Annotated in this window: 13 protein-coding genes; 7 read left to right on the top strand and 6 right to left on the bottom strand. The window is 70.5% G+C overall.

Annotated features, from left to right (window positions below; all coding sequences use genetic code 11):
* The first annotated feature begins 24 nt into the window (after positions 1–24).
* The 3 genes from HBB12_RS32125 to HBB12_RS32115 all read left to right on the top strand — a co-directional run bounded on the left by HBB12_RS32125 (position 25) and on the right by HBB12_RS32115 (position 5,166).
* Positions 25–2,106, top strand: coding sequence for a hypothetical protein (locus tag HBB12_RS32125; protein WP_236993136.1), 2,082 nt, complete (start codon positions 25–27; stop codon positions 2,104–2,106).
* A gap of 94 nt (positions 2,107–2,200) precedes the next feature.
* On the top strand, positions 2,201–4,291 hold the full coding sequence (locus HBB12_RS32120) for a peptidoglycan-binding protein (RefSeq protein ID WP_236993135.1): 2,091 nt from the start codon (positions 2,201–2,203) through the stop codon (positions 4,289–4,291).
* Between the two features lie 56 nt (positions 4,292–4,347).
* On the top strand, positions 4,348–5,166 hold the full coding sequence (locus HBB12_RS32115; protein WP_236993134.1) for an amidohydrolase family protein: 819 nt from the start codon (positions 4,348–4,350) through the stop codon (positions 5,164–5,166).
* On the opposite strand, the gene HBB12_RS32110 is transcribed toward HBB12_RS32115, so the two are convergent.
* Positions 5,110–6,480: a sigma 54-interacting transcriptional regulator gene (locus HBB12_RS32110; RefSeq protein WP_236993133.1), complete on the bottom strand. Its 1,371-nt coding sequence runs from the start codon at positions 6,478–6,480 to the stop codon at positions 5,110–5,112. The genes HBB12_RS32115 and HBB12_RS32110 overlap by 57 nt on opposite strands.
* An 87-nt stretch (positions 6,481–6,567) precedes the next feature.
* Here HBB12_RS32110 and HBB12_RS32105 point away from each other — a divergent pair, with 87 nt between their 5' ends.
* The 3 genes from HBB12_RS32105 to HBB12_RS32095 all read left to right on the top strand — a co-directional run bounded on the left by HBB12_RS32105 (position 6,568) and on the right by HBB12_RS32095 (position 9,231).
* Positions 6,568–6,972, top strand: coding sequence for a hypothetical protein (locus tag HBB12_RS32105; RefSeq protein ID WP_236993132.1), 405 nt, complete (start codon positions 6,568–6,570; stop codon positions 6,970–6,972).
* Positions 6,973–7,376: 404 nt separating this feature from the next.
* Positions 7,377–8,582 carry a hypothetical protein gene (locus HBB12_RS32100; RefSeq protein ID WP_236993131.1) on the top strand — a complete coding sequence of 402 codons (1,206 nt, stop codon included), beginning with the start codon at positions 7,377–7,379 and terminating at the stop codon, positions 8,580–8,582.
* A gap of 16 nt (positions 8,583–8,598) precedes the next feature.
* On the top strand, positions 8,599–9,231 hold the full coding sequence (locus tag HBB12_RS32095) for a hypothetical protein (RefSeq protein WP_236993130.1): 633 nt from the start codon (positions 8,599–8,601) through the stop codon (positions 9,229–9,231).
* A gap of 32 nt (positions 9,232–9,263) precedes the next feature.
* On the opposite strand, the gene HBB12_RS32090 is transcribed toward HBB12_RS32095, so the two are convergent.
* The gene (locus tag HBB12_RS32090; protein WP_236993129.1) at positions 9,264–10,400 is read right to left on the bottom strand and encodes an NAD(P)/FAD-dependent oxidoreductase; all 1,137 of its coding nucleotides are present in this window, start codon (positions 10,398–10,400) and stop codon (positions 9,264–9,266) included.
* Positions 10,385–12,424 carry a LodA/GoxA family CTQ-dependent oxidase gene (locus HBB12_RS32085; protein WP_236993128.1) on the bottom strand — a complete coding sequence of 680 codons (2,040 nt, stop codon included), beginning with the start codon at positions 12,422–12,424 and terminating at the stop codon, positions 10,385–10,387. The genes HBB12_RS32090 and HBB12_RS32085 overlap by 16 nt, the downstream gene beginning before the upstream one ends.
* A gap of 102 nt (positions 12,425–12,526) precedes the next feature.
* Between HBB12_RS32085 and HBB12_RS32080 the strand changes: the two genes are divergently transcribed.
* Entirely contained in the window at positions 12,527–13,021 is a 495-nt protein-coding gene (locus HBB12_RS32080; RefSeq protein ID WP_236993127.1) for a hypothetical protein, read from the top strand.
* On the opposite strand, the gene HBB12_RS32075 is transcribed toward HBB12_RS32080, so the two are convergent.
* Genes HBB12_RS32075 through HBB12_RS32065 form a run of 3 tightly spaced genes read right to left on the bottom strand, consistent with a single transcriptional unit; the run spans position 12,970 to position 18,226 of the window.
* The gene (locus tag HBB12_RS32075; RefSeq protein WP_236993126.1) at positions 12,970–17,094 is read right to left on the bottom strand and encodes a hypothetical protein; all 4,125 of its coding nucleotides are present in this window, start codon (positions 17,092–17,094) and stop codon (positions 12,970–12,972) included. The genes HBB12_RS32080 and HBB12_RS32075 overlap by 52 nt on opposite strands.
* A gap of 56 nt (positions 17,095–17,150) precedes the next feature.
* Positions 17,151–17,741: an IS630 family transposase gene (locus HBB12_RS32070; protein WP_236993125.1), complete on the bottom strand. Its 591-nt coding sequence runs from the start codon at positions 17,739–17,741 to the stop codon at positions 17,151–17,153.
* Positions 17,654–18,226 (bottom strand): helix-turn-helix domain-containing protein, encoded by a 573-nt coding sequence (locus HBB12_RS32065; protein WP_236990882.1) that lies wholly within the window; start codon positions 18,224–18,226, stop codon positions 17,654–17,656. Before HBB12_RS32065 ends, HBB12_RS32070 begins: the two co-directional genes overlap by 88 nt.
* Between the last annotated feature and the right edge of the window lie 24 nt (positions 18,227–18,250).

Genomic DNA, 18,250 nt, shown 5'->3' with positions numbered 1-18,250 from the left:
GAGATCCCGCGAGAGGAGATGACGATGGCCAAGCAGACGTCCACACCGAACTTCCGCTTCCTCTTCCGTAACGAGGAGGCACAGAACCAGCTTGTCGCACCGGGGGACACGCTGCCGGTCACCGTGGAGTTCACTCCGGCGGACAACGTCCCGTCCAGGGACTGGACGCTGACGCTCGAAGCGAAGACCGATCAGGACATCTCGATTTTTCCGTCGTCGAATGACACCAGGGATGACGGAAAAATCGTCTCAAGCACGATATTCCTGACGTTTCCGAAAACGAGCAACCCGACGCCGATCGAGATCATCGCCATCGCGACGCCGAGCGACGGCAATCCCATCAGCCGGTCTCGCCCGGTCTACCTGGTGAACGGCCTCTACGAGGCGCTGCAAGTGACGCAGATCGACGACGCGACGCGCGACGATCTCGGGCTTCCTGCCGGCGGCGCCTATGTCCGGCTTCGCCACCCCGGATTCGCCGGCGGGTTCAAGGCCTTCGATCTGCAGCCCGCATGGACCGATCCCAATCATCGACCCGTCGACCTGGTGAACCCGGCCGTCGAGACCGACGACTTCTTCATGCCGGCACCGGCAAAACCCGTGCAGGTCACGCTCTCCCTCACCAGGGAGGTCAAGATCCTCGGCGCCGGGAAGCGGGCCGAACCGCTCTACTTCCGGGGCGACAGCCTGTTCGCGGCCTCGGCGTGGATCGAGCCGCCGAGGGCGTCGCAGCCGCCCGACCCGGTCGTGCGGGTGGCGCTTCAGCGGACCGGCGCCGTGATGACCCGGGACGCGATCGTCAACAACGCGATCCGGGCCTCCGCCCAGGCGATGTCGAGCGGCCGGTACTTCCAGTTCATCGACCGCGTGTTCTGCGGCGAACACCCCCAACCGCCGCATCTCATGGAACTGCGCCAGCAGGCCCGTCATCCCCACGCCTTCGTCGGCGGGGTCAACGCCTACGAGATGCTGAAGACCGCCACGCAGGTCTTCCTGCTGACGCATTGCGGCGTCGCCCGCGATCCCGACGCGTTCCGCGACACGGCGGAGGAGGACGGCTCCCGGCTCGGCGAATATGTCTCCCCCGAGGAGCTGTCGTCGCGGATCACGAGCTACCTCGATCTGTCGAGCGGCCGCCTGCCCTACATCCAGCGGATCATCGACACGGCCTTCGCGGACCGCGAAGGGACCAGCCGCGGCCTCCTGTGCCACGGCCTCATCGCCGCGCGCATCGACGCGCCCTGCCTCGTCGAGCTGATCTGGTCGTACTGGCACGAGGAGGGCATGCTCGTGCAGACCCTCAACGCGATCAGCCGGCGCTTCCAGAACGTGCGGGCGCCGGGCGGGCGCGACCCGCTCGCGCATCTCGAGATCGATCCGCTGCGGCCCCTCAACGGCGTGCTGTGGGGCTACATCCAGGACGAGTGGAACCGCCTCTCGGTCCAGCGCCGGGCCTACGAGTACGACCACCAGTACGGGCTGCCGATCTACGGCCGCGCCGTGCCCGGCCTGCGCCCCGCCGACAGCCGCTCCAAGTTCCTGGAGGCGTTCCACAACCTCCTGCACCGCACCTACGTCTTCTACAAGGAGGACAGCGACACGACGGTGATCGCCGACGGCTATCCCCTGCTCAACTCGCTCAAGGAGGTGCACCTCCTCCTGGCCCAGGGCGCCCACAACCAGTTCGGCGACCTGCCCTGGACGGCCCGGGTCGAGATGCTGATGCAGCAATGGATCCTGGCGCGCCCGGAGATGCGCGACTTCCTCCAGAGCCGGCCGATGGTGCCCTATACCGAGCGCTGGATGCCCGCCGTCGACACGATGAAGACCCTCCAGGGCTGGTCCGACGTCACGGTGACGCATTTCCGCGATCTCGGCGTCTACGGCGAGCAGGTCCTGCTCTCGGTGCGCTGGAACGACTGGATCGGCATCAACGACGAGAACGCGGCCAAGAACTGGGCCCGCTACTGGCGCCCGGAGATCCAGAGCTACATCCACGCCTACCGCGCCGTGACGGGGGCGGATCTCAGCAACCCCGAGGGCGTCGACGTCACGCCGCCCTCCTGGCACCTGCGCAAGCGGCTCGCGCTCCAGCGCGCCCGCTGACCCGCCTCCGGCGGGTCCCTTTGCCCGCCGCCCGTTCCCTCCTGAATCCGGCTCGCCCGCAGGGGCTCGCAGCCGCACCGGACGAGGTTGCGCCATGGCCACCATCGATCAGTTCGAGACGATCCCCTTCCTGGGTGAGACGGAGAGCGAGGGCGAATGGCTGCCCGAGTTCCACGAGGAGGGCGAAGTCCGCCGCGTCCCGCCCCGGTCGCCGGCCTGGCGGGGGCCGAGCCCGCACCAGGCCCGCCGGCCGGCCGCCCTTGCAAAGCCGGCGCGAGCCCCGAGGGCGCCGGCTCTCCGGATGCGGGTCCCGCATCCCCCTGGCGGGCCGTCGCGAATCAAGCCGCCGACATTCCGGCCGCCCCTCATTCGCTCTCCCTGGCGGCCCTATCCGGGACCGGCCTGGATCGACGGCATCTCCCCCACCATCGTCGGAGGCGAGGGGCCGAGCGAGCTGGCGCGCTGGACGCAGAGCTGCCTCAACCGTGCTCTCGGCCTGTCCCTGCCGATCACCGGATTCCTGGATCCGGCGACCCGCGACGCGGTGCGCCGCTTCCAGGCGCGGGAGAATCTGCCGGTCGACGGGATCATGGGGCCGCCGACCCAAGCGGCGCTCGGGGCCGCCTGCGCCCGCGGACCCGGCGGCGCGCCGGCCGAGGGCGGCGGCGAGCCCCCGCCGGAGGGCGCAGGCGACACGTCCCCCGGCGACGCTCCGCCGGAGCAGGGCGAACTGACCCGCGGCGGCTGCGGCTGCGCGGCCTGCCGCGAGCGGGACAACGAGGGCGAGTTCGCCTTTGTCGGCGAGGGCGAGACCTTCGAGGCGATGCCCCTCGGCGAGGCCTTCGAGAACGAGCTGTTCGAAGGCGAGGTCTTCGAGGGCGAAGCGTTCGAGGGAGAGGCGTTCGAGGGCGAACTCTTCGAAGGGGAAGCATTCGAAGGCGAGGCTTGGCAAGGCGAGAACTGGCAAGGCGAGAACTGGCAAGGCGAGAACTGGCAGGGCGAGGCGCCCCGCACCCCCTCTCGCTCCGGCGCGTCGAAGCCCTGCGCGGTGATCAACGTCGATTGTCCGCCGCCCGGGCGGCCCGCCCTGGTGCTCGACCGCTTCCGCTTCGACGCCAGCGCCCTCGACCGTGCCCGGCACGGGCCGCCAATCCGGGCGCTCGCCGCGCGCATCCTCGCCTCGCAGCGCGCAGGGAGGCCGATCCGGTCGGTGACCATCGCCGGCCATACGGACGCGGCCGGGGACGACGACTACAATTTCGCCCTGGCGCGCCGCCGCGCCCAGGCGGTCGCCCAGGCCCTCTGCGCCGCCCTCGAAGCGGGACGGCGCGGCGCGACGCGCGGCTTCACCGTGCGCCTGACCTCCTGCGGCGAGCGCCAGACCAAGCCGACCCCCGACCAGAGCCGGCGCGTCGAGATCTTCCTGCCGGGCCATCATCCGGGACCGGGCCGGCGCAACCCGCCCGACACCACGACCTGCGGCGTGCCCCGCGGCGGCGTCCGGAGCGAGCTGGCGGCGGAGGGCGAGTGGTCCGGCGAGGTGCCCGTCCCGCCGCGCCGGCCGGGCACCGCCCCGGCGATCGCGCCGGCCCTGTGCTTCTTCCAGAATGCGAGCTTGGCCGCGCACCGCAACCACTTCCAGCATCAGGCCACGCGCTGGGCCGGCCGCATCCGGGCACAGGCGGCGCCCACGTCGCCGGGCTGCGCCAGGCGGGTCGGCGGCACGGCCTACGAGACCGGCGCCGACATCATCGGCACGATCCGGGCGGCCCGAGCCTGCCAGCGCAAGCGCGTCACGGCGATCCACATCTTCAGCCATAGCGGATCGAACGGCGTGTTCGGCTCCCGCTCGGGCGGGGCGGTGGGCCTCTACCGCGACGGTGTCGATGCGGCGGACCGGGCGCAGGGCGCCCGGCTCGTGACCGACATCCCGACGGACGCGCTCGCCGAGAACGTCGTGGTGGTCCTGCACGGCTGCAACACCGCTTCGGGCACGGACAACGTCGCGGGGGCGCTGTTCCGGCATCTCGCAGGCCATCTGCGCAATCCCCGGGTGTTCGGCCATCCCAACAGCGGCTGCGCCGGGCGGGACGACAGCTGGCGCGAGTTCTCGCGCGCCGCTCCCGGCGGGCGGGCCGTCCGCTCCATCGCGCCCGTCTACGAGGGCAAGGGCGGCTGCAGCTGAAGGAATGTCCATGGGGAGCGCTTGCGCCGCCCATGGACATTCCCAGGGAGTGGACCATGATCATCGACTGCCATTGCCACGCGGGCACGGGCGACGGCCTGACCGGACCCTGGGACACCGCCGCCCCGATCACCCGCCACCTGCAGCGCGCGGCGGAGGCCGGCATCGACCGCACCGTCGTCTTCGCCGCCTTCCATTCCGATTACGCGAAGGCCAACGCCGAGGTCGCGCGCATCGTCGCGAGCCGGCCCGACCGGCTCCTCGGCTTCGCCTTCGTGCATGCGGCGCGCGACAGCGGCCGCATCCTCGACCTCGTGCGCGTCGCCGTGGAGCGCTACGGCTTCGTGGGCATCAAGGCCCACCGCTACGACGCGCGCCTGTCGCGCGAGATCTGCGAGGCGGCCCGCCGCTTCCGCATCCCGGTCCTGTACGATCCGGTCGGCGAGATCGCCGTGGCCGAGCTGGTGGCGGGTGCCTATCCGGACGTCGATTTCATCCTGCCCCATCTCGGCAGCTTCTCGGACGATTGGCGCGCCCAATCCGGGCTCATCGATCACCTGGTGCGCCACCCCAATATCCATGCCGACACCTCGGGCGTGCGCCGCTTCGACATCCTGGAGGAGGCGGTGAGGCGCGCCGGCGCACGGAAAATCCTGTTCGGGTCGGACGGGCCCTGGCTGCATCCGGGCCTGGAGCTCGCCAAGGTGCGGGCGCTCAAGCTCACGCCCGCAGACGAGGCCGCCGTCCTCGGCGGCAACCTGATACGGCTTCTCGCCAAGCGGACGCAGCGCCGCACCGCGCCGCCGGTGCGCCACGTCTCACCCCCGCCCGCCGTCCGGCGCGATCCCTGGCTCCTCGCGGGTGCCGAGGGCTGAGCCGCGCCCCGGTGCCCCGGCACGCCAGGCCGCCCGACGGAGCTGCAGGGCGCGGTCGGTGACGCGCAAGCTGCGCGCCGCCGCCTGCAGGTTCCCGTTCTCCCGCTGCATGGCGATGCGCATGGCGGTGTCGGCGGCGACCCGGCTGATCGCCTTGAGGCCGATCCCGAGCGCCACGGCCTGCCCGATCGCGCCCTCGAACCCCGCCTCGCGCAAGGCGGCGGCGAATCCCGCCTCGCTCGCGCGCTCGTCCGGCGGCAGCGACCCCACGGTGATCGGTCCCGGGCCGACATGGCGGCTGCTGATCCGCGCCATGAGCTGGCGCAGGTCGCGCACGTTGCCCGGATAGGCGCGGGTCAGGAGGTGCTCGGTGACCGCGGGGTCGAAGCCGGTTCCGGCGAGCGCGGGCTGGAACTGGGCCAGGAAATGCCGGGCGAGCGGCAGGATGTCGTCCCGGCGCTCGCGCAAGGGGGGCACCCGGAACACCCAGCCGGCGATGCGGAAGTAGAGATCCTGGCGGAACTGGCCCGCCTCGATCCGCGCCGGCAGGTCGCGATGCGTCGCCGAGACCAGGCGGAAGCGGCTGTGGCGCCAGGTGTCGCTGCCGACGCGCTTGTAGGTGCCCTCCTGCGCGACGCGCAGGAGCTGGGCCTGGAGGGAGAGCGGCAGGTCTCCCACCTCGTCGAGGAACAGCGTTCCGCCTTGCGCCGTCGCGAAGGCGCCGTCCCGGCCGGCATGCGCGCCCGTGAAGGCGCCGCGCTCGTGGCCGAACAGCTCGCTGCCGGCGAGTTCCGGCACGATGGTGGTGCAGTCGACGACCGCGAGGGCGCCGCGCTCGGCGCTCTCGTTGAGGTCGTGGACGAGGCGGCCCACCAGCTCCTTGCCGGTTCCGCTCTCGCCGACGAGCAGCACCGGCGCCTGGGTGAAATGCGCCACCTCGACCACGCCGCGCAGCAGCCTGCGCCAGGCGGGGCTCGCGCCGATCGCGGCCCGGCGCACGGCGGGGGAGACCATCAGGGCGTCGACGCAGGCCCAGCGCTCCAGCCGCGCCCGGACGCGGATCGCGACCTCCGCCGCAGGCCCGGCGAGCACGTCCGCCGCGCCGGCCGCCAGGAGGCGCCACTGGGCCTCGCTGTCGAGCTTTCCGCAGCGGCAGGACAGGGCGATGACCCGCCGCTCCCCGGCCTCGGCCATCCGCCGCACGGCGTCGAGGACGGCCTCGTCGATCGCCGTGAAGCCCACGAGGGCGTCCGCATCGCGCGCGCCGGACCCGATCGCGGGCCTCACGCCCTGCGCCGCGAGCGCATCGAGCAACGCACGCTGCTCCGCCCCCCGGACGGAACCGACGAATGCGATCGACGGACAACATTCCATGATGGGCCCCCATGGGTAGGGTGCGACGTGATCGATGCCCTGCCGAACTCCACCGAGATCCCGCTTGATGTGCACGACGGTCTCGACGCCGTCGTCGTCAACCCGGGGCTTGACCGAGCCGAGAACCCGGGATCCATCACCGCCGCCCCGGGACGGCGCGAACGGCGTGCCGCGTCATCCGGCACCGTCGGCAGCGATGGTCCCGGGTTCCGCTTTCGCGGCCCCGCGACGACGAGAGCGGATATCGATTCGGCCGGATCCCGCGAACGGACGCTCACCCTCGATCGGGTCGCCCGCCGGGACATTGAGATAAATCAAGATGAGCACGATCGATCGGCGCCCGGTCGCGAGCTGGACGACCGCACGCGGCGGCACCGGGGCGGACTGAGAGCACGATCGCGCCCCGCAGCGTCGCCATTTTCCATCTTCTAGCGGTCTGTTAAGTCAGACTGGACAGGTATATTTTAATATCGACCATGAAATCAGAAAAAATATTTCTTTAAGAACCGTTCGTTCGACATCTCACACGGAGTCATACAATGCGCGCCGATGCCCGGGAACCGCGACGTCTGCATCTTTCTCAGCCCGTATTGTCGATACCGGATAGCGAGACGCAACCGGAAGCCGTGAATTCATCGTTGACTTGCCGCAATGCGCAATGCTATTGAGAATGCGCGAGGACGCGCGCAAACATTTTGTATTTTCATAAATCCATTCCAATTGCCTGGATGACATCGATCCAAATCAAATAATCTATGAATAAATGATAGCCAATAATTAAGTCAAATATCAAAAAATTTCGCCGCGAGTCCAAGAATAATACGGGAGGAAAGATCATGGCTAAATCCTCGAGACGCTTCGTCGGATTTCAGCGCACGCGCTTCCGTCGGGCACCGACGCCCGCCCTCGCGGGTCCCGCCGCCTCGATCGGAGTGCGCGGGATCGAAATCTCGCAATGTATTCAGGATCTCGCCAACAGCGTCACGCTCGTTGCCGACAAGGCGACGATCGCCCGGCTCTATCTCGATGCCGCGACGGTCGCCAAGGCGGGCAACGTGACGGCCGAGCTCGCCTGGAGCCACGAGGGCGGCGCCGAGGCGTATCTGCCGGCCATGAATACGGTCCGGCTCGACCCGGCCAAGGATGGCGGCGTCCAGAACCAGCGTACGGACCTGAGCCAGAGCCTGAACTTCCGATTGCCGCCTCAGGCGATCGGTGCCGGACAATTGCAGCTGCGCCTGTCGCGGGTCTATACGCCGGCGGGCTCCGATCTCCCGGTCGGCGCGCCCGATACCTGCACCGTCAGCTTCACCGCGGCGCCGCCGCTGCGGATCCGGGTGATCGGCCTGCGCTACAAGATCGGCACGAAGACCGTGGCGCCCGATGCCGTGCACTTCAACTATCTTCGGTCCTATCTCGGCCGGGCCTATCCGGTCGCCGCGCTCGAATGGTCGCAGGTCGTGGTCGATGCGGACTTCGCCTCGCCCTTCGACGACAGCACGGTCGACCTCGCCAACGCGCAGATCGCGGCCCTGCGCAGCCGCGAGGTCAGCAACGGCGTCGACCCACGCACGCATTATTTCGGTCTCGTCTCCGACAACGGAGGGGATCACTTCATGCGCGGCAAGGCCTTCGCCATCCCGTCCTCGGCCCAGCCCGACACGGTCGCGAGCGGTCCTTGCGGCACGCCCGGCCCGGGGGGCTTTGCCGGAGATCATGATCTGTCCTACGCGGATTGGTACGGCGCGCATGAACTCGGCCACACCTTCGGCCGTTACCATCCGGGCTTCCCGAAGGACGCTCAGGACGCCAGCGACACCAGCTTTCCCTATGCCGATGGGTTCATCAGCACGCCGGACGGCCGGTTCGTCGGCCTCGATACGGGAGACCAGGCCCTGCCGGCACCGATGCAGGCGCTGCCGGGCAACGTGTACCACGACGTCATGACCTACGCCGACAACCAGTGGCTGTCAGCCTATACGTACCAGGCGATCCTGACCCGCCTGATCGCCGAGGACGCGCTCGTCCCGGCCGTCGCCTGAATGGGAGAGTGGTTCCATGAAACCCGAACTCAAGACCGGCGACTACGTCCACGTCGTCGCGACCGTCGACACCAAGGCGGCACAGGGCAAGATCCTCTACGTCAACCCGGCGACCTCGACCCTCTTCTCCGACGCCGAGCCCGATCCCGGCGTCGTGCTCGTCGTCCGCGACAGCACGGGCAAGACGCTCCACGAGCAGGCGGCCGTGGTACGGCGCTCCTCGTGCGAGCATGGGCAGCCGAGCGACACGGGCCTGATCCAGGCCGATGTGCCCAAGATCAAGGACATGAGTTCGGTCGCGCTCCTCGTCGGGGACAAGGAAGTCAGCCGCTACGATGCCGGTGCCGCGCCGGCAGCGCCGCGGACGGCGACCCTCGGCCTGGGCCCGCCCGGGAGCCCCGACTCGACACGGCGGCCGCTCTCGGTCAAGGAACTCGACGGCATCGCGGCGACGCCCGGCGTGACCTATTCCGTCGACGTGAAGCCGGATACCGGCGCGCCCTGGACCACCATCGCCATCGGCCGCCCGACGCCGAAGGTGGAGTTCGACCGCAACCAGTTTCCCGGTGCCAGGTCGGCGACGGTGCGGGTCACGCGCACGACCGGCTTCGACGAATCCGTCATCGCGGAGGACAAGCTCGACTTGTAGACATCCGCTCGGAGACCTCCGCGCATGCCGCCTCAGGCGGCACGCTCCTCGCGGCCGGTCCGGCGGGCCCAGTAGGGCGCGTCGGGCCAGCGCCGCTCCGCGTCATGGGCGAGGCCGAGCCGCTGGCGGTAGGCGGCGCGGATCGTCGCGTGGCGGTCGACATAGGCCCGCAGCGTCGCCGCGTCTCCCGCCCCGGGGGCGAGCAAGGCCCGCGCCGCGAGCATCCCCCCGTGCAGGGCCGAGAACAGGCCCTGGCCCGAGATCGGATCGAAGGCGAGGGCGGCGTCGCCGCAGGCGATCCAGCGCTCGCCGCAGAGGCGGCTCGACCAGGCCGATCCGGCTTCGACGGCGCGAAGCCGGTCGGGAAAGGCGACCTCCGCCAGGGCCGGGCCGAGATGGCGCGTCGCCGCGAGGGCCTCGCGCCAGAGACGGGGTGATCGCAGCATCCGCCTCGCATCGGCGGCCTCGACCTGGCACGAGGCGAGCAGGCCGCCCGCGGGCAGGCGCGCCGCGTACCACCAGCCCTCCGGCCGTGCCTCCACCAGCGTCCGCGCGAGGTGGGTCGCGCCCTCGCCCGCTCCGATGCCGAACACCGCGATCTGCGCGTCGTCGCGCCGCCGCCGGGCGCCGAGGCGGCGGGCCAAGGCGGCCGACCGTCCGGTCGCATCGACGAGCCACGCCGCGCCGAGGACCGCGCCGTCATCGGTGCTCACGCGCCAGACCCCGTCCCGGCGCTCGACGGCGCGCAGGCGCGCGGGGTGCAGGACGGCGCCGGCCTCCCGCGCGGCGGCGCGGAGGTCGGCATCGAAGCGGGCGCGATCGAGCAGCCAGCCCGGCCCGTCGGGATCGCGCAGGAAGTCCGTCGCCTCGAGCGCGTCGGAGCCCCAGGCCGAGAGCGTCCCGGCCAGCGGCCGGTGGCCGCCGGCGGGATTCGGAAGCGGCAGGCCGCAGGCGGCGAGCAGGCGGCCCGCCGCCGCCGGCAAAGCCTCGCCGATCGTCGGGCCGGATGCGGGACGGTCGAGCAGGAGCACCCGCCAGCCGCCCCGCGCGAGACCGTGCGCCGCGGTCGAGCCGGCCGGCCCCGCCCCGACGACGATCGCGTCCCATTCGCCCTCGTCCAAGGCGCCCTCGTCCAAGGCGACCCCGCCCCCGGTCACGAGCGCGGCCATATCGCCCCGCGGAATGCCTCCCGCTCCTCGGGCTCCCAATCGGCGATCTGGCCGCGGCCGGGCGAGGGCGGCGCGGCCCCGGCCGGCGCGAGCCCGGCCGCCCGGGGAGCGTCGAGGGGCGGATGCCGCTTCGACTCGACCAGCATGGTGGCGGGGAAATCGGGGTCGTTCGCGATGCCGTTCCGCGTCTCGACGATGCCGAGCTTGGCGAAGACCTCGACCATCTCGGTCATGCGCGGGACGGCCTGCCGCGGGAAGCCGCGGAACCAGTCCTGGCGGTTCCGATAGGCGGCGATCCGCTCCTCCCGCGGCCGGGACGCATCCATGACGATGTCGTAATCGGCTTGGGCGAGCACGTGGTTCGGCACGCGCGCGGGCCAGAAGGTCGGCAGGAAGGGGTCGTACTCATCCTCGTAGCCGGACAGGCAGGACACCGTGTCGGCCTGCCAGGGAACCGCCATCCAGCGGGTCAGGCCGCCGGGGCCCTGGGCCTGCAGGGGCCCGTCCGGACCGAGCGCGATCTCGGGCGTCAGCACGTCCCCGTAATCGGGCTCCGGAGCGGAGGCCGGCCGGTGGCGGATGCGGAACGGGGCCTCGTACAGGCTGGCATGGCGCATCGGCCAGGTCAGCTCGCAGCCGGGATGGAAGGCGTCGGCGAGGCAGAAATGCAGGGCGGCCCGATCGAGCATGGCGGGCTGGGCGGCCAGCGGCACCTGCGCGAGGGTGCGGGGCGGCGCGACGGGCGCGACGTCGCTTTCGAAGTCGCCCGCGACCCAGCGTGTCAGGATCGTGGTCTGGAGCGGGCTGAGGGCGACGTCGTTGCGCGGGGTCTGCCGGCGCGGGAAATCGATCGCGTCGCCGTAGATCCAGGGCCAGAGCCGCGGCTCGTCGGCCTGCGTGTCGCTCGGCCGGAAGGCATTGAGGACCAGCCGGCGCAACTCGCCGTAGACGTCCTGCCCGCCCGGCCGGAGCGGCTTGGCGGCGAGCTTGGCGATGAGGGCGTCGTCGGAGAAGTCCCAAGGGGCGCCCTTGCCGAACATCTCGGCGAAGCCCTTGTTGACCCATTGCAGCCCGGTGAGGCGCCGCAGCAGCGGCAGCACGTCGTCGCGGAAGGACACGGTCGCGGGCTGCGGCAGCAGGCCGGCCTCGATGTAGGTTTCCACCAGCAGGTCGTAGAGGGTCCGCCAGCCGATCACGTCGGGCGCGTAGTTCGGCGGCGCGACCGCGACCCAGGCGCCGGTCGTCGGGACGGCGCGGCCGTCGACATGCACCTCGGCGGTGACCGGACCGTCGGCGATGTCGTCGAACCAGCCGTCGGCATTCGCGAAGCTGCCGCCGTCGCCGGGCGTGAAGATCGGCGCGCCGGAGGGCGAGGCCGAGCGCCCGCGGCCCCCGAGCACGAGCAGGCGGCCGGCCTCGTCGGTGCGCAGCTCGCCGAGGTCGACGGAGGTCGTCCCGAAGGTGCCGGTGTCGAAGGCGTGATCCGCACCGCCCGTCACGTCGATACCGGCGATCGAGCGCGGGCCGGGATCGATCACCAGGGCGCCGCGCTCCGGCACCGGCACCCCGGCATTGCGCCGCGGCGGCCTCAGGCCCGCGGCCTCCGGGATGTCGAGGGCCATGAGGAAGCGGTACCAGGCCGCCTTCGCGTTCGCGAGATGGACCGTCCAGCGGATCTCCGCGTCCTCCGCCGTCAGCTCGCGGACGACCTCGCCGGCCGCGTTGTAGCCGTAGACGCGGAACCGCGCCGCCTGGCGCTTCAGGTCGCCGGCCCCGTCGCGGGAGAAGCACGGCGGCTGCGGCTCCGGCTCGACCACCTCGGGCCCGACGAACCAGCCGTCGCGGCTGTCGCCGATCCGGGCAATGCCGATCCCGGGATGGATCGCCGCGCGCACGATCGTCGTGTCTCGGGTCGTCGCATCTTGCTCTCGCGGCGAACCGGCCGCCGCATCGGGCCGGCCAGCCCCGCCCGCGCCGCCGACGGTGCCGCCGTCCATTCCCGTCTCCGCGCTCGGTTCCATCATCGGACCTCCCGTCCCAAGAGAGCATTGTCGTCGAGCATTGTCGTGGAGCGTTGTCGTTCAGGGTGGCGCATCCTGCATGGAGCCGGGACGGACCTCCCGCCCATGGACGATGGCGAGGACGAGGAGATCGGCGCCGTGCCCGATCAGGAAAGCTTTGGAACCCCTTGTGCCGAGCCATGGCGACGAACGGACGACGCGATGTTTGCTTGGCATCGATCACTTCACATCGATCGCGAAAATTCTGCCAGGACCACTCAAGATCTACTATTGCTCAGTAGTGCGCAACTTCCTGTGAAGATGAACACAATTTCTCATGGTACGCAACAGGGAATGAGCTATCGCCCCGAATCGACTTCGATCGTCGGGCCTTTCGTAGACGATCCGAGCTTGGACGGGACCGGCGAATCGCCGTGTCTCGGAAGCAGGCGCTCGCGACGCGTCCACGTCGCTCTCATCGGCAATGGTTGTCCGCCCCATATGAATTTCGATATTCAGGAGACGATCAGACAATACGGGCGCATCGATGCCGCGGCGATACTCCCGCATCAGGTCACGACCCCGCGGTGGTCCGAAATCATGAAGGCGGCGCTGCGGTAATCGCACAGGTTGGCGAAGGTTTGCGCCAGGGCGAAAAGCGCGCCGGCAGCCACGGCATGCCCCCGCTTCTCGTAGATGCGGGCGAGGAGCGCCAGGCCGGACACCTGCCTCAGCTTCAGGTCGCACATCGTGGCGACCTGAAGGCAGCGGCTCGCCAGCGTCGTGGCGTGACGGGTCTCGCCGATGGCCAGCAGGAAGGTGGCGCGCGCGAAGGCGACCTCGCAGACCAGTCGGGGCATGCCCATCACCTCGGCGTAGTGCTCGATGTCGTCGAGATCCCGCTGGATGCCGTCGGCGCGCAGGGTCGTGGGCAACTGGCTGATGTCGATGCGGGCACGGGCGAGCCGGGCGAGCTGCCGGACATCCTCGTGGCCGCTGCGCTGGGCATGGGCGATGGACTGGTCGACCGCCGCGTAGGCCTCCGCGGCGCCGGCGGCGCCGGAGGCCCGGTGGAGATCGGCGAGGTGGCGCGAGAAGATCGCCACGCCGCGGGCGTCGCCCCTGTCGCGCAGCGCATCGATCACGGCGCCGTACCGGGCCTTCGCGGTCGAGAAGTCTCCGTTGACGTGCGCGCAGACCCCTTTGTAGCCCTCCGCGATCAGCCGGATCGCCGGGTGCTCGTCGGTGCGCTGGACGATGAGGCCGAGCTGGTGCCGCGCGACCGCGATCCGCCCGCGTTCCAGGTCCACCACCGCCTTGTTGAGCCGCACGCGCGTGCGCAGCGGGCTGCGCTCGGCCTCCGGCTCGATCCGCGCCGCCGCCGCCAGGGCGCGGTCGCACAGCGCATTCGCGTCGTTGAGGCGGCCCTCGATCAGGCTCAGCAGGCCGCACTCGTTGTAGAGCCAGACGATCTCCTCGGCGTAGAACGGCATGGGGTCGGAGCGTCGGGTCTCCTCGCGGTGGTTCTCGCCCGAGTGGACCGGGGGGATGGGGTCGGGCGCAGCGCCGTCGCCCGCCCGGACGGAGGCGGGTTCGCCCGCGCCGATTGCGCTGCGGGCCGGCGCGTAGCCCGACAGGTCGACCGCTTCCTTGATCAGCCAGCGGATCTGTAGGCGATGCTGTTCCATGTATCCCGATGTCGGGACCGGCGGGCCGGTCCGGTCGGTGAAGTCGTTGAACCGCGACACGACGCCGACGGAGTAGACCGAGCGGATCACCCCGTAGGCAGCCCGGAGCATGCGGGCCGGGAGCGTCCGGGCTGCGCGCGCGGCTCGGTCGCAGCCGCCCGGGGGCAGGCTCGCGGGATCCGGGTCCCGGGCCTCCTCGCGGGCCTTGCGGATCTCGTCTTGGGCCCTGCGGGCCTCCTCCCGGGCGTCGCGGGCCTTCCCTTGCGCGGCGTGGTAGGCGTTGGGCTGGTTGATGGTTGCGACGGCGTTCGGGAAGCCCGTCCAGGTCGAGACGAGCGTCTCGAGATCCGCCACCGCCTCGGCGCGTGGCCGGGGCAGGTCGTTCGGCAGGGTGCCGTAGACCGACAGCGAGTAGGGGTCGACATCCGGGAACTCGACCGAGGGTGCGTGGAGCTGGAGGTAGATCGACCGCTGCACCAGGCGGTGCAGCGCGTAGCGCCAGTCCCCCTCGGTCCCCGCCGGCCCGACCGTCGTCGTCGCCGGATCGGTCCCTGCGATCTCCTCCTGCCCGTCGACGATCACGAACGCGTCCGCGGAATCGACGACGGCCGGTCGCAGCCGGAAGACCAGGCATCGATGCACCAGGAGATCGAGGGCGGCCTTGACCAGGGCGATCTTGTGCCGCGACCATGCATCCGGGCTTGGATCCTTCGGGCTTGAATCCTTCGATCCATCCGGTTTGAAGCGCGCGAGCGCCTCCTCGATCTTCGGGGCCGCAGCCAGCACGTCGGCTTCGACCGGGTGATTGCAGACGCCGAGATGCCACAGCAGCAATTGCTGCAGCTCCCAGCCGCCGGGGCCGCGCAGCCGCGCCTCCAGGCGCGCGGCGTAGCCCTCGCTCGGTTCCTTGGCGCCGATGCAGGCCCTCAGGGCCGCCGCGATCCCGCAATGCGCGGGCAGCGGCATCGCCGCATCGTGCCGGCTGCGATAGAATCGCAGCACGTAGCCGATCGTCTGCTCGACACGCGGCTGCGGCGGCGTCCCGAGAAGCTGGCGCGCGGCATCCTGGAACCAGCCGACGATCCGGGCCGGCCGGAACCGGCCGCCGTCGCCATCCTGATCCCAGGCCGCCTCCGTGGCCGCGCAGCAGGCCAGGGACAATGCGAGGCGACTGTGACTGAACAGGTCGAACAGATGCTTGAAATCGCTATCGAGATCGTCCTCTAATTTTTTGGCCCCCCTTTTGTTTTCGGCGTAAATTTCTTCTTCTTTGAATTTTGATATCACGTAATCAGACACATTTGCAGGAGACCAATCATCTCCGGCAACGGCGTACTGCGCCAGGTAAATCATGAGCCGCGGAATGGTGCGCCTCATCTTTTGCGCGTTTTGCGCGGAGGTCGGATCTCCGTTTCTCTGTTCCGCCGTCCAGCTCTCGACACTCTCCATCATGGCCTGATGAACCCGTCGGCGGTCCCTGAAGCCAGGAACCATGATGGGGTTCGAGCGCGGCGGCGCCCGTCCCTCCGCCAGGCATCCGGGGTTCATGGCCAATGCCAGGGCCGTCAGGGGAAAGTAGGCGGCGATGATCAGCGATGCCCGCGCCCGGTGCAGGACGTGGAAGAACGCGGCGGGCCTCTCCGCGAACGCGTCGAACCGGGACGCGACCTTCCGGCGTGCCCGCCCCGACACCGTCGGGCCGCTGTCGATCAGCACCCTGTGCTCCACCACCGTCGCGTCCAGGGTGCGGCGGCCCCGCTCGCTGATCCCGGGGCGGACGAGGTGCTCCAGCGCGATCGGCTCGACGGCGCAGAACGGCCGCGGGTCGTCGTCGTTCTTCTGCCGAAACATCTTCGGGAACCCGCGCCCGCTGCAGACCAGCAGGAGGTCGATCGGCGCGCGGGCGGACCGGCGCGACAGGAGAGCCTCCAGCAGGCGGGCGGCCTGGCCGTTCTTCGGCAGGCCGCCCTGGTTGAACAGGACGTGGAAGGCGTTGATGGCCACGAGCACGCGGCCCGAGGCATCGCGGTGGAACTCGTCGTACAGTTCCAGCACCCGGGTCAGGCGGCCGATGCGGTCGCGCGACAGGGAGCAACCCGCCTCGTGGATGCGCGCCGCCACCTCCGGCTTCTCCTCGAAGACGCGCTTGGCGCAGAAGTCGAGCACGTTGCAGAGCCGGTCGAAGGCCGACATGACCTCGGTCGAGAAGCTCAGGTTGATCATCAGCACGGCGTCGTATCGCGGCGCCTCTCCCCGGGGCCAGGATGCCCTCTGGAATTCCGCGAGCCGCCCGGGCGCCCGGAGTGCCTCGAAGAAGTGGCCCTTGCCGACCCCGCGCGTGCCGAGGAAGAGGAAGAGGCGGCGTCCCGCGGCGCGACGGTTCCGGCTCAGGGCCGAAGCCTCGTCGTCCCGGGCCGCCCGCAAGGCGCCGAACAGGGTTTCGAACATCTGCGAGGGACCGCCGGCGAAGAAGCGGTCGCTCTCCGGTGCGGGCTCGCGCCGATAGTCCGGCCGGGAGGCTGGGTGCTGCCGCAGGGCGACCGGGTGCCACTCGTAGAGCGACCACGCATGGCTCGTGCCCGCCGCGGACGGCGTGTAGGGGCCTCCCAGCAGACGCGGCGTCGGCAAGGCGTGCCACGCCTCCTTCCAATCCATCCAGCCGCGATGGAGCGCGTTGAGCTTGGCGCAGAGGCTGAGACTCACCAGCGCATCGGGAATCCCGTCGAGCGCCGCCGCGTAGGCGAGCGCGACGCGATGCAGCGCGTCGCGTGTCCGCGCGTCGTTGGTGGCCGCGTCGATACACCTCGCGGTTTCGCCGGGCGGCGCAGGTGCCAACGACGCGATGCCGTCACCCGTCACACGCTTCAGGATCTCGCGCAGCGTCGTCCAGGCGGCGATCAGCACGTCCTGCTCGACGCGGGACGAGAGAGCGTCGTCCGCTGCGTGGCCGCAATCCGGGGCGGGCTGGGCGACGCCGTCGATCGCGATCACCCGATGGAACGACACGCCCTCTCCGAACGGGTCGACGAGAAGATCGAACCAGTGATACGCTTTCCGGTTGATTAGGCCAGCTTGGGCTTTGGCTTTGCGGTTTTGGGCAGCCAGTGGAAGCTTGTGCGTGAGCTGATGAGGCCGGGCTGTTCGCTTAAGGTCGCGCACCGCTGCTCGACCACGCGTTCCAACTCATCCAGGTTGGCGATGTACCGGTTGACCACCGGCTCATCGACCAGCGGCCACAACGTCTCGGCCGGCTGCAGTTCGGGCGTATAGGGCGGCAGGTAGACGAGCCGCACACCCTCGGGCACGCTTAGATTGGGCTGCGTGTGCCAGCCGGCATTGTCGAGCATCACCACCGCCCGGCAGCGCGTGCCGGCTCCGACCTCGCGCGCGAAGTCGGCCAAGAGTCGCTCGAAGAACGGCTTGGACAGGCCGTTGGAGAGGTACCACACCGTCTCGCCCATGGCCGGCGCCACGAAGGCGGTGACGTGCAGCCACTTGAAGCGATGCTGGCCCAGCGCCACCGGCCGCTCTCCCGCCGGCGCCCAGACCCGTCGCGTGACCGGCTTCAGGCCGAGGCGGTGCTCGTCCATCGCGTAGACGACGACCGGCAGGCGCGGCTCACGGGCCTCCTCCTCGTCGACGGCCTGCGCCAACTTTTTTTAAAAGCCTGCGCAGCCTCGGGCGTGGCCGCGCGCGGGTTGCGCGGGCGCGGCCGTTGCAGCGACCAGCCCAGCGCCTTGAGCGCCTCCCAGCCGCGCTGCACCGCCACCTGCTCGCGCCCCAGGTCCTGGGCCAGGACGTCCGCCACCGTGCGGCTCGTCCACACGCCCCCGTCCGGCGGCGGCTCGGCCAGGCGCTGACGCAATCGCTCGAGGACATCTGGCGTCAGGAGGCTGGCCGCGGCCCCGTTGTGGCGGCGCCGATCACCCAGCGCCTCGACCCCCTCAGCGTTGTAGCGCTCGCACAAACGGCGCACCCAGCGTTCGCTGAAGGCGGTCGCCGCGGCGGCTTCTGCGAAACTGTGGCCCTTGGCCAGAAGCCAGATCGCCTGGGTCTGGCGGGCGGTGCGCGCGTCACGGCAGGCCGTGAAGCGCTCCGCCAACTCCGACACGCTCAGGTGGGCCACCGGGCCAGCCATCGCCGCCTCCTTCGACAAACAGCA

Source organism: Methylobacterium sp. SyP6R, from assembly GCF_019216885.1.
In the GTDB taxonomy this organism is placed as follows: Bacteria; Pseudomonadota; Alphaproteobacteria; order Rhizobiales; family Beijerinckiaceae; genus Methylobacterium.
Note: the sequence above shows the minus strand (reverse complement) of the source record. Positions and strands in the feature narration are given on the sequence as shown.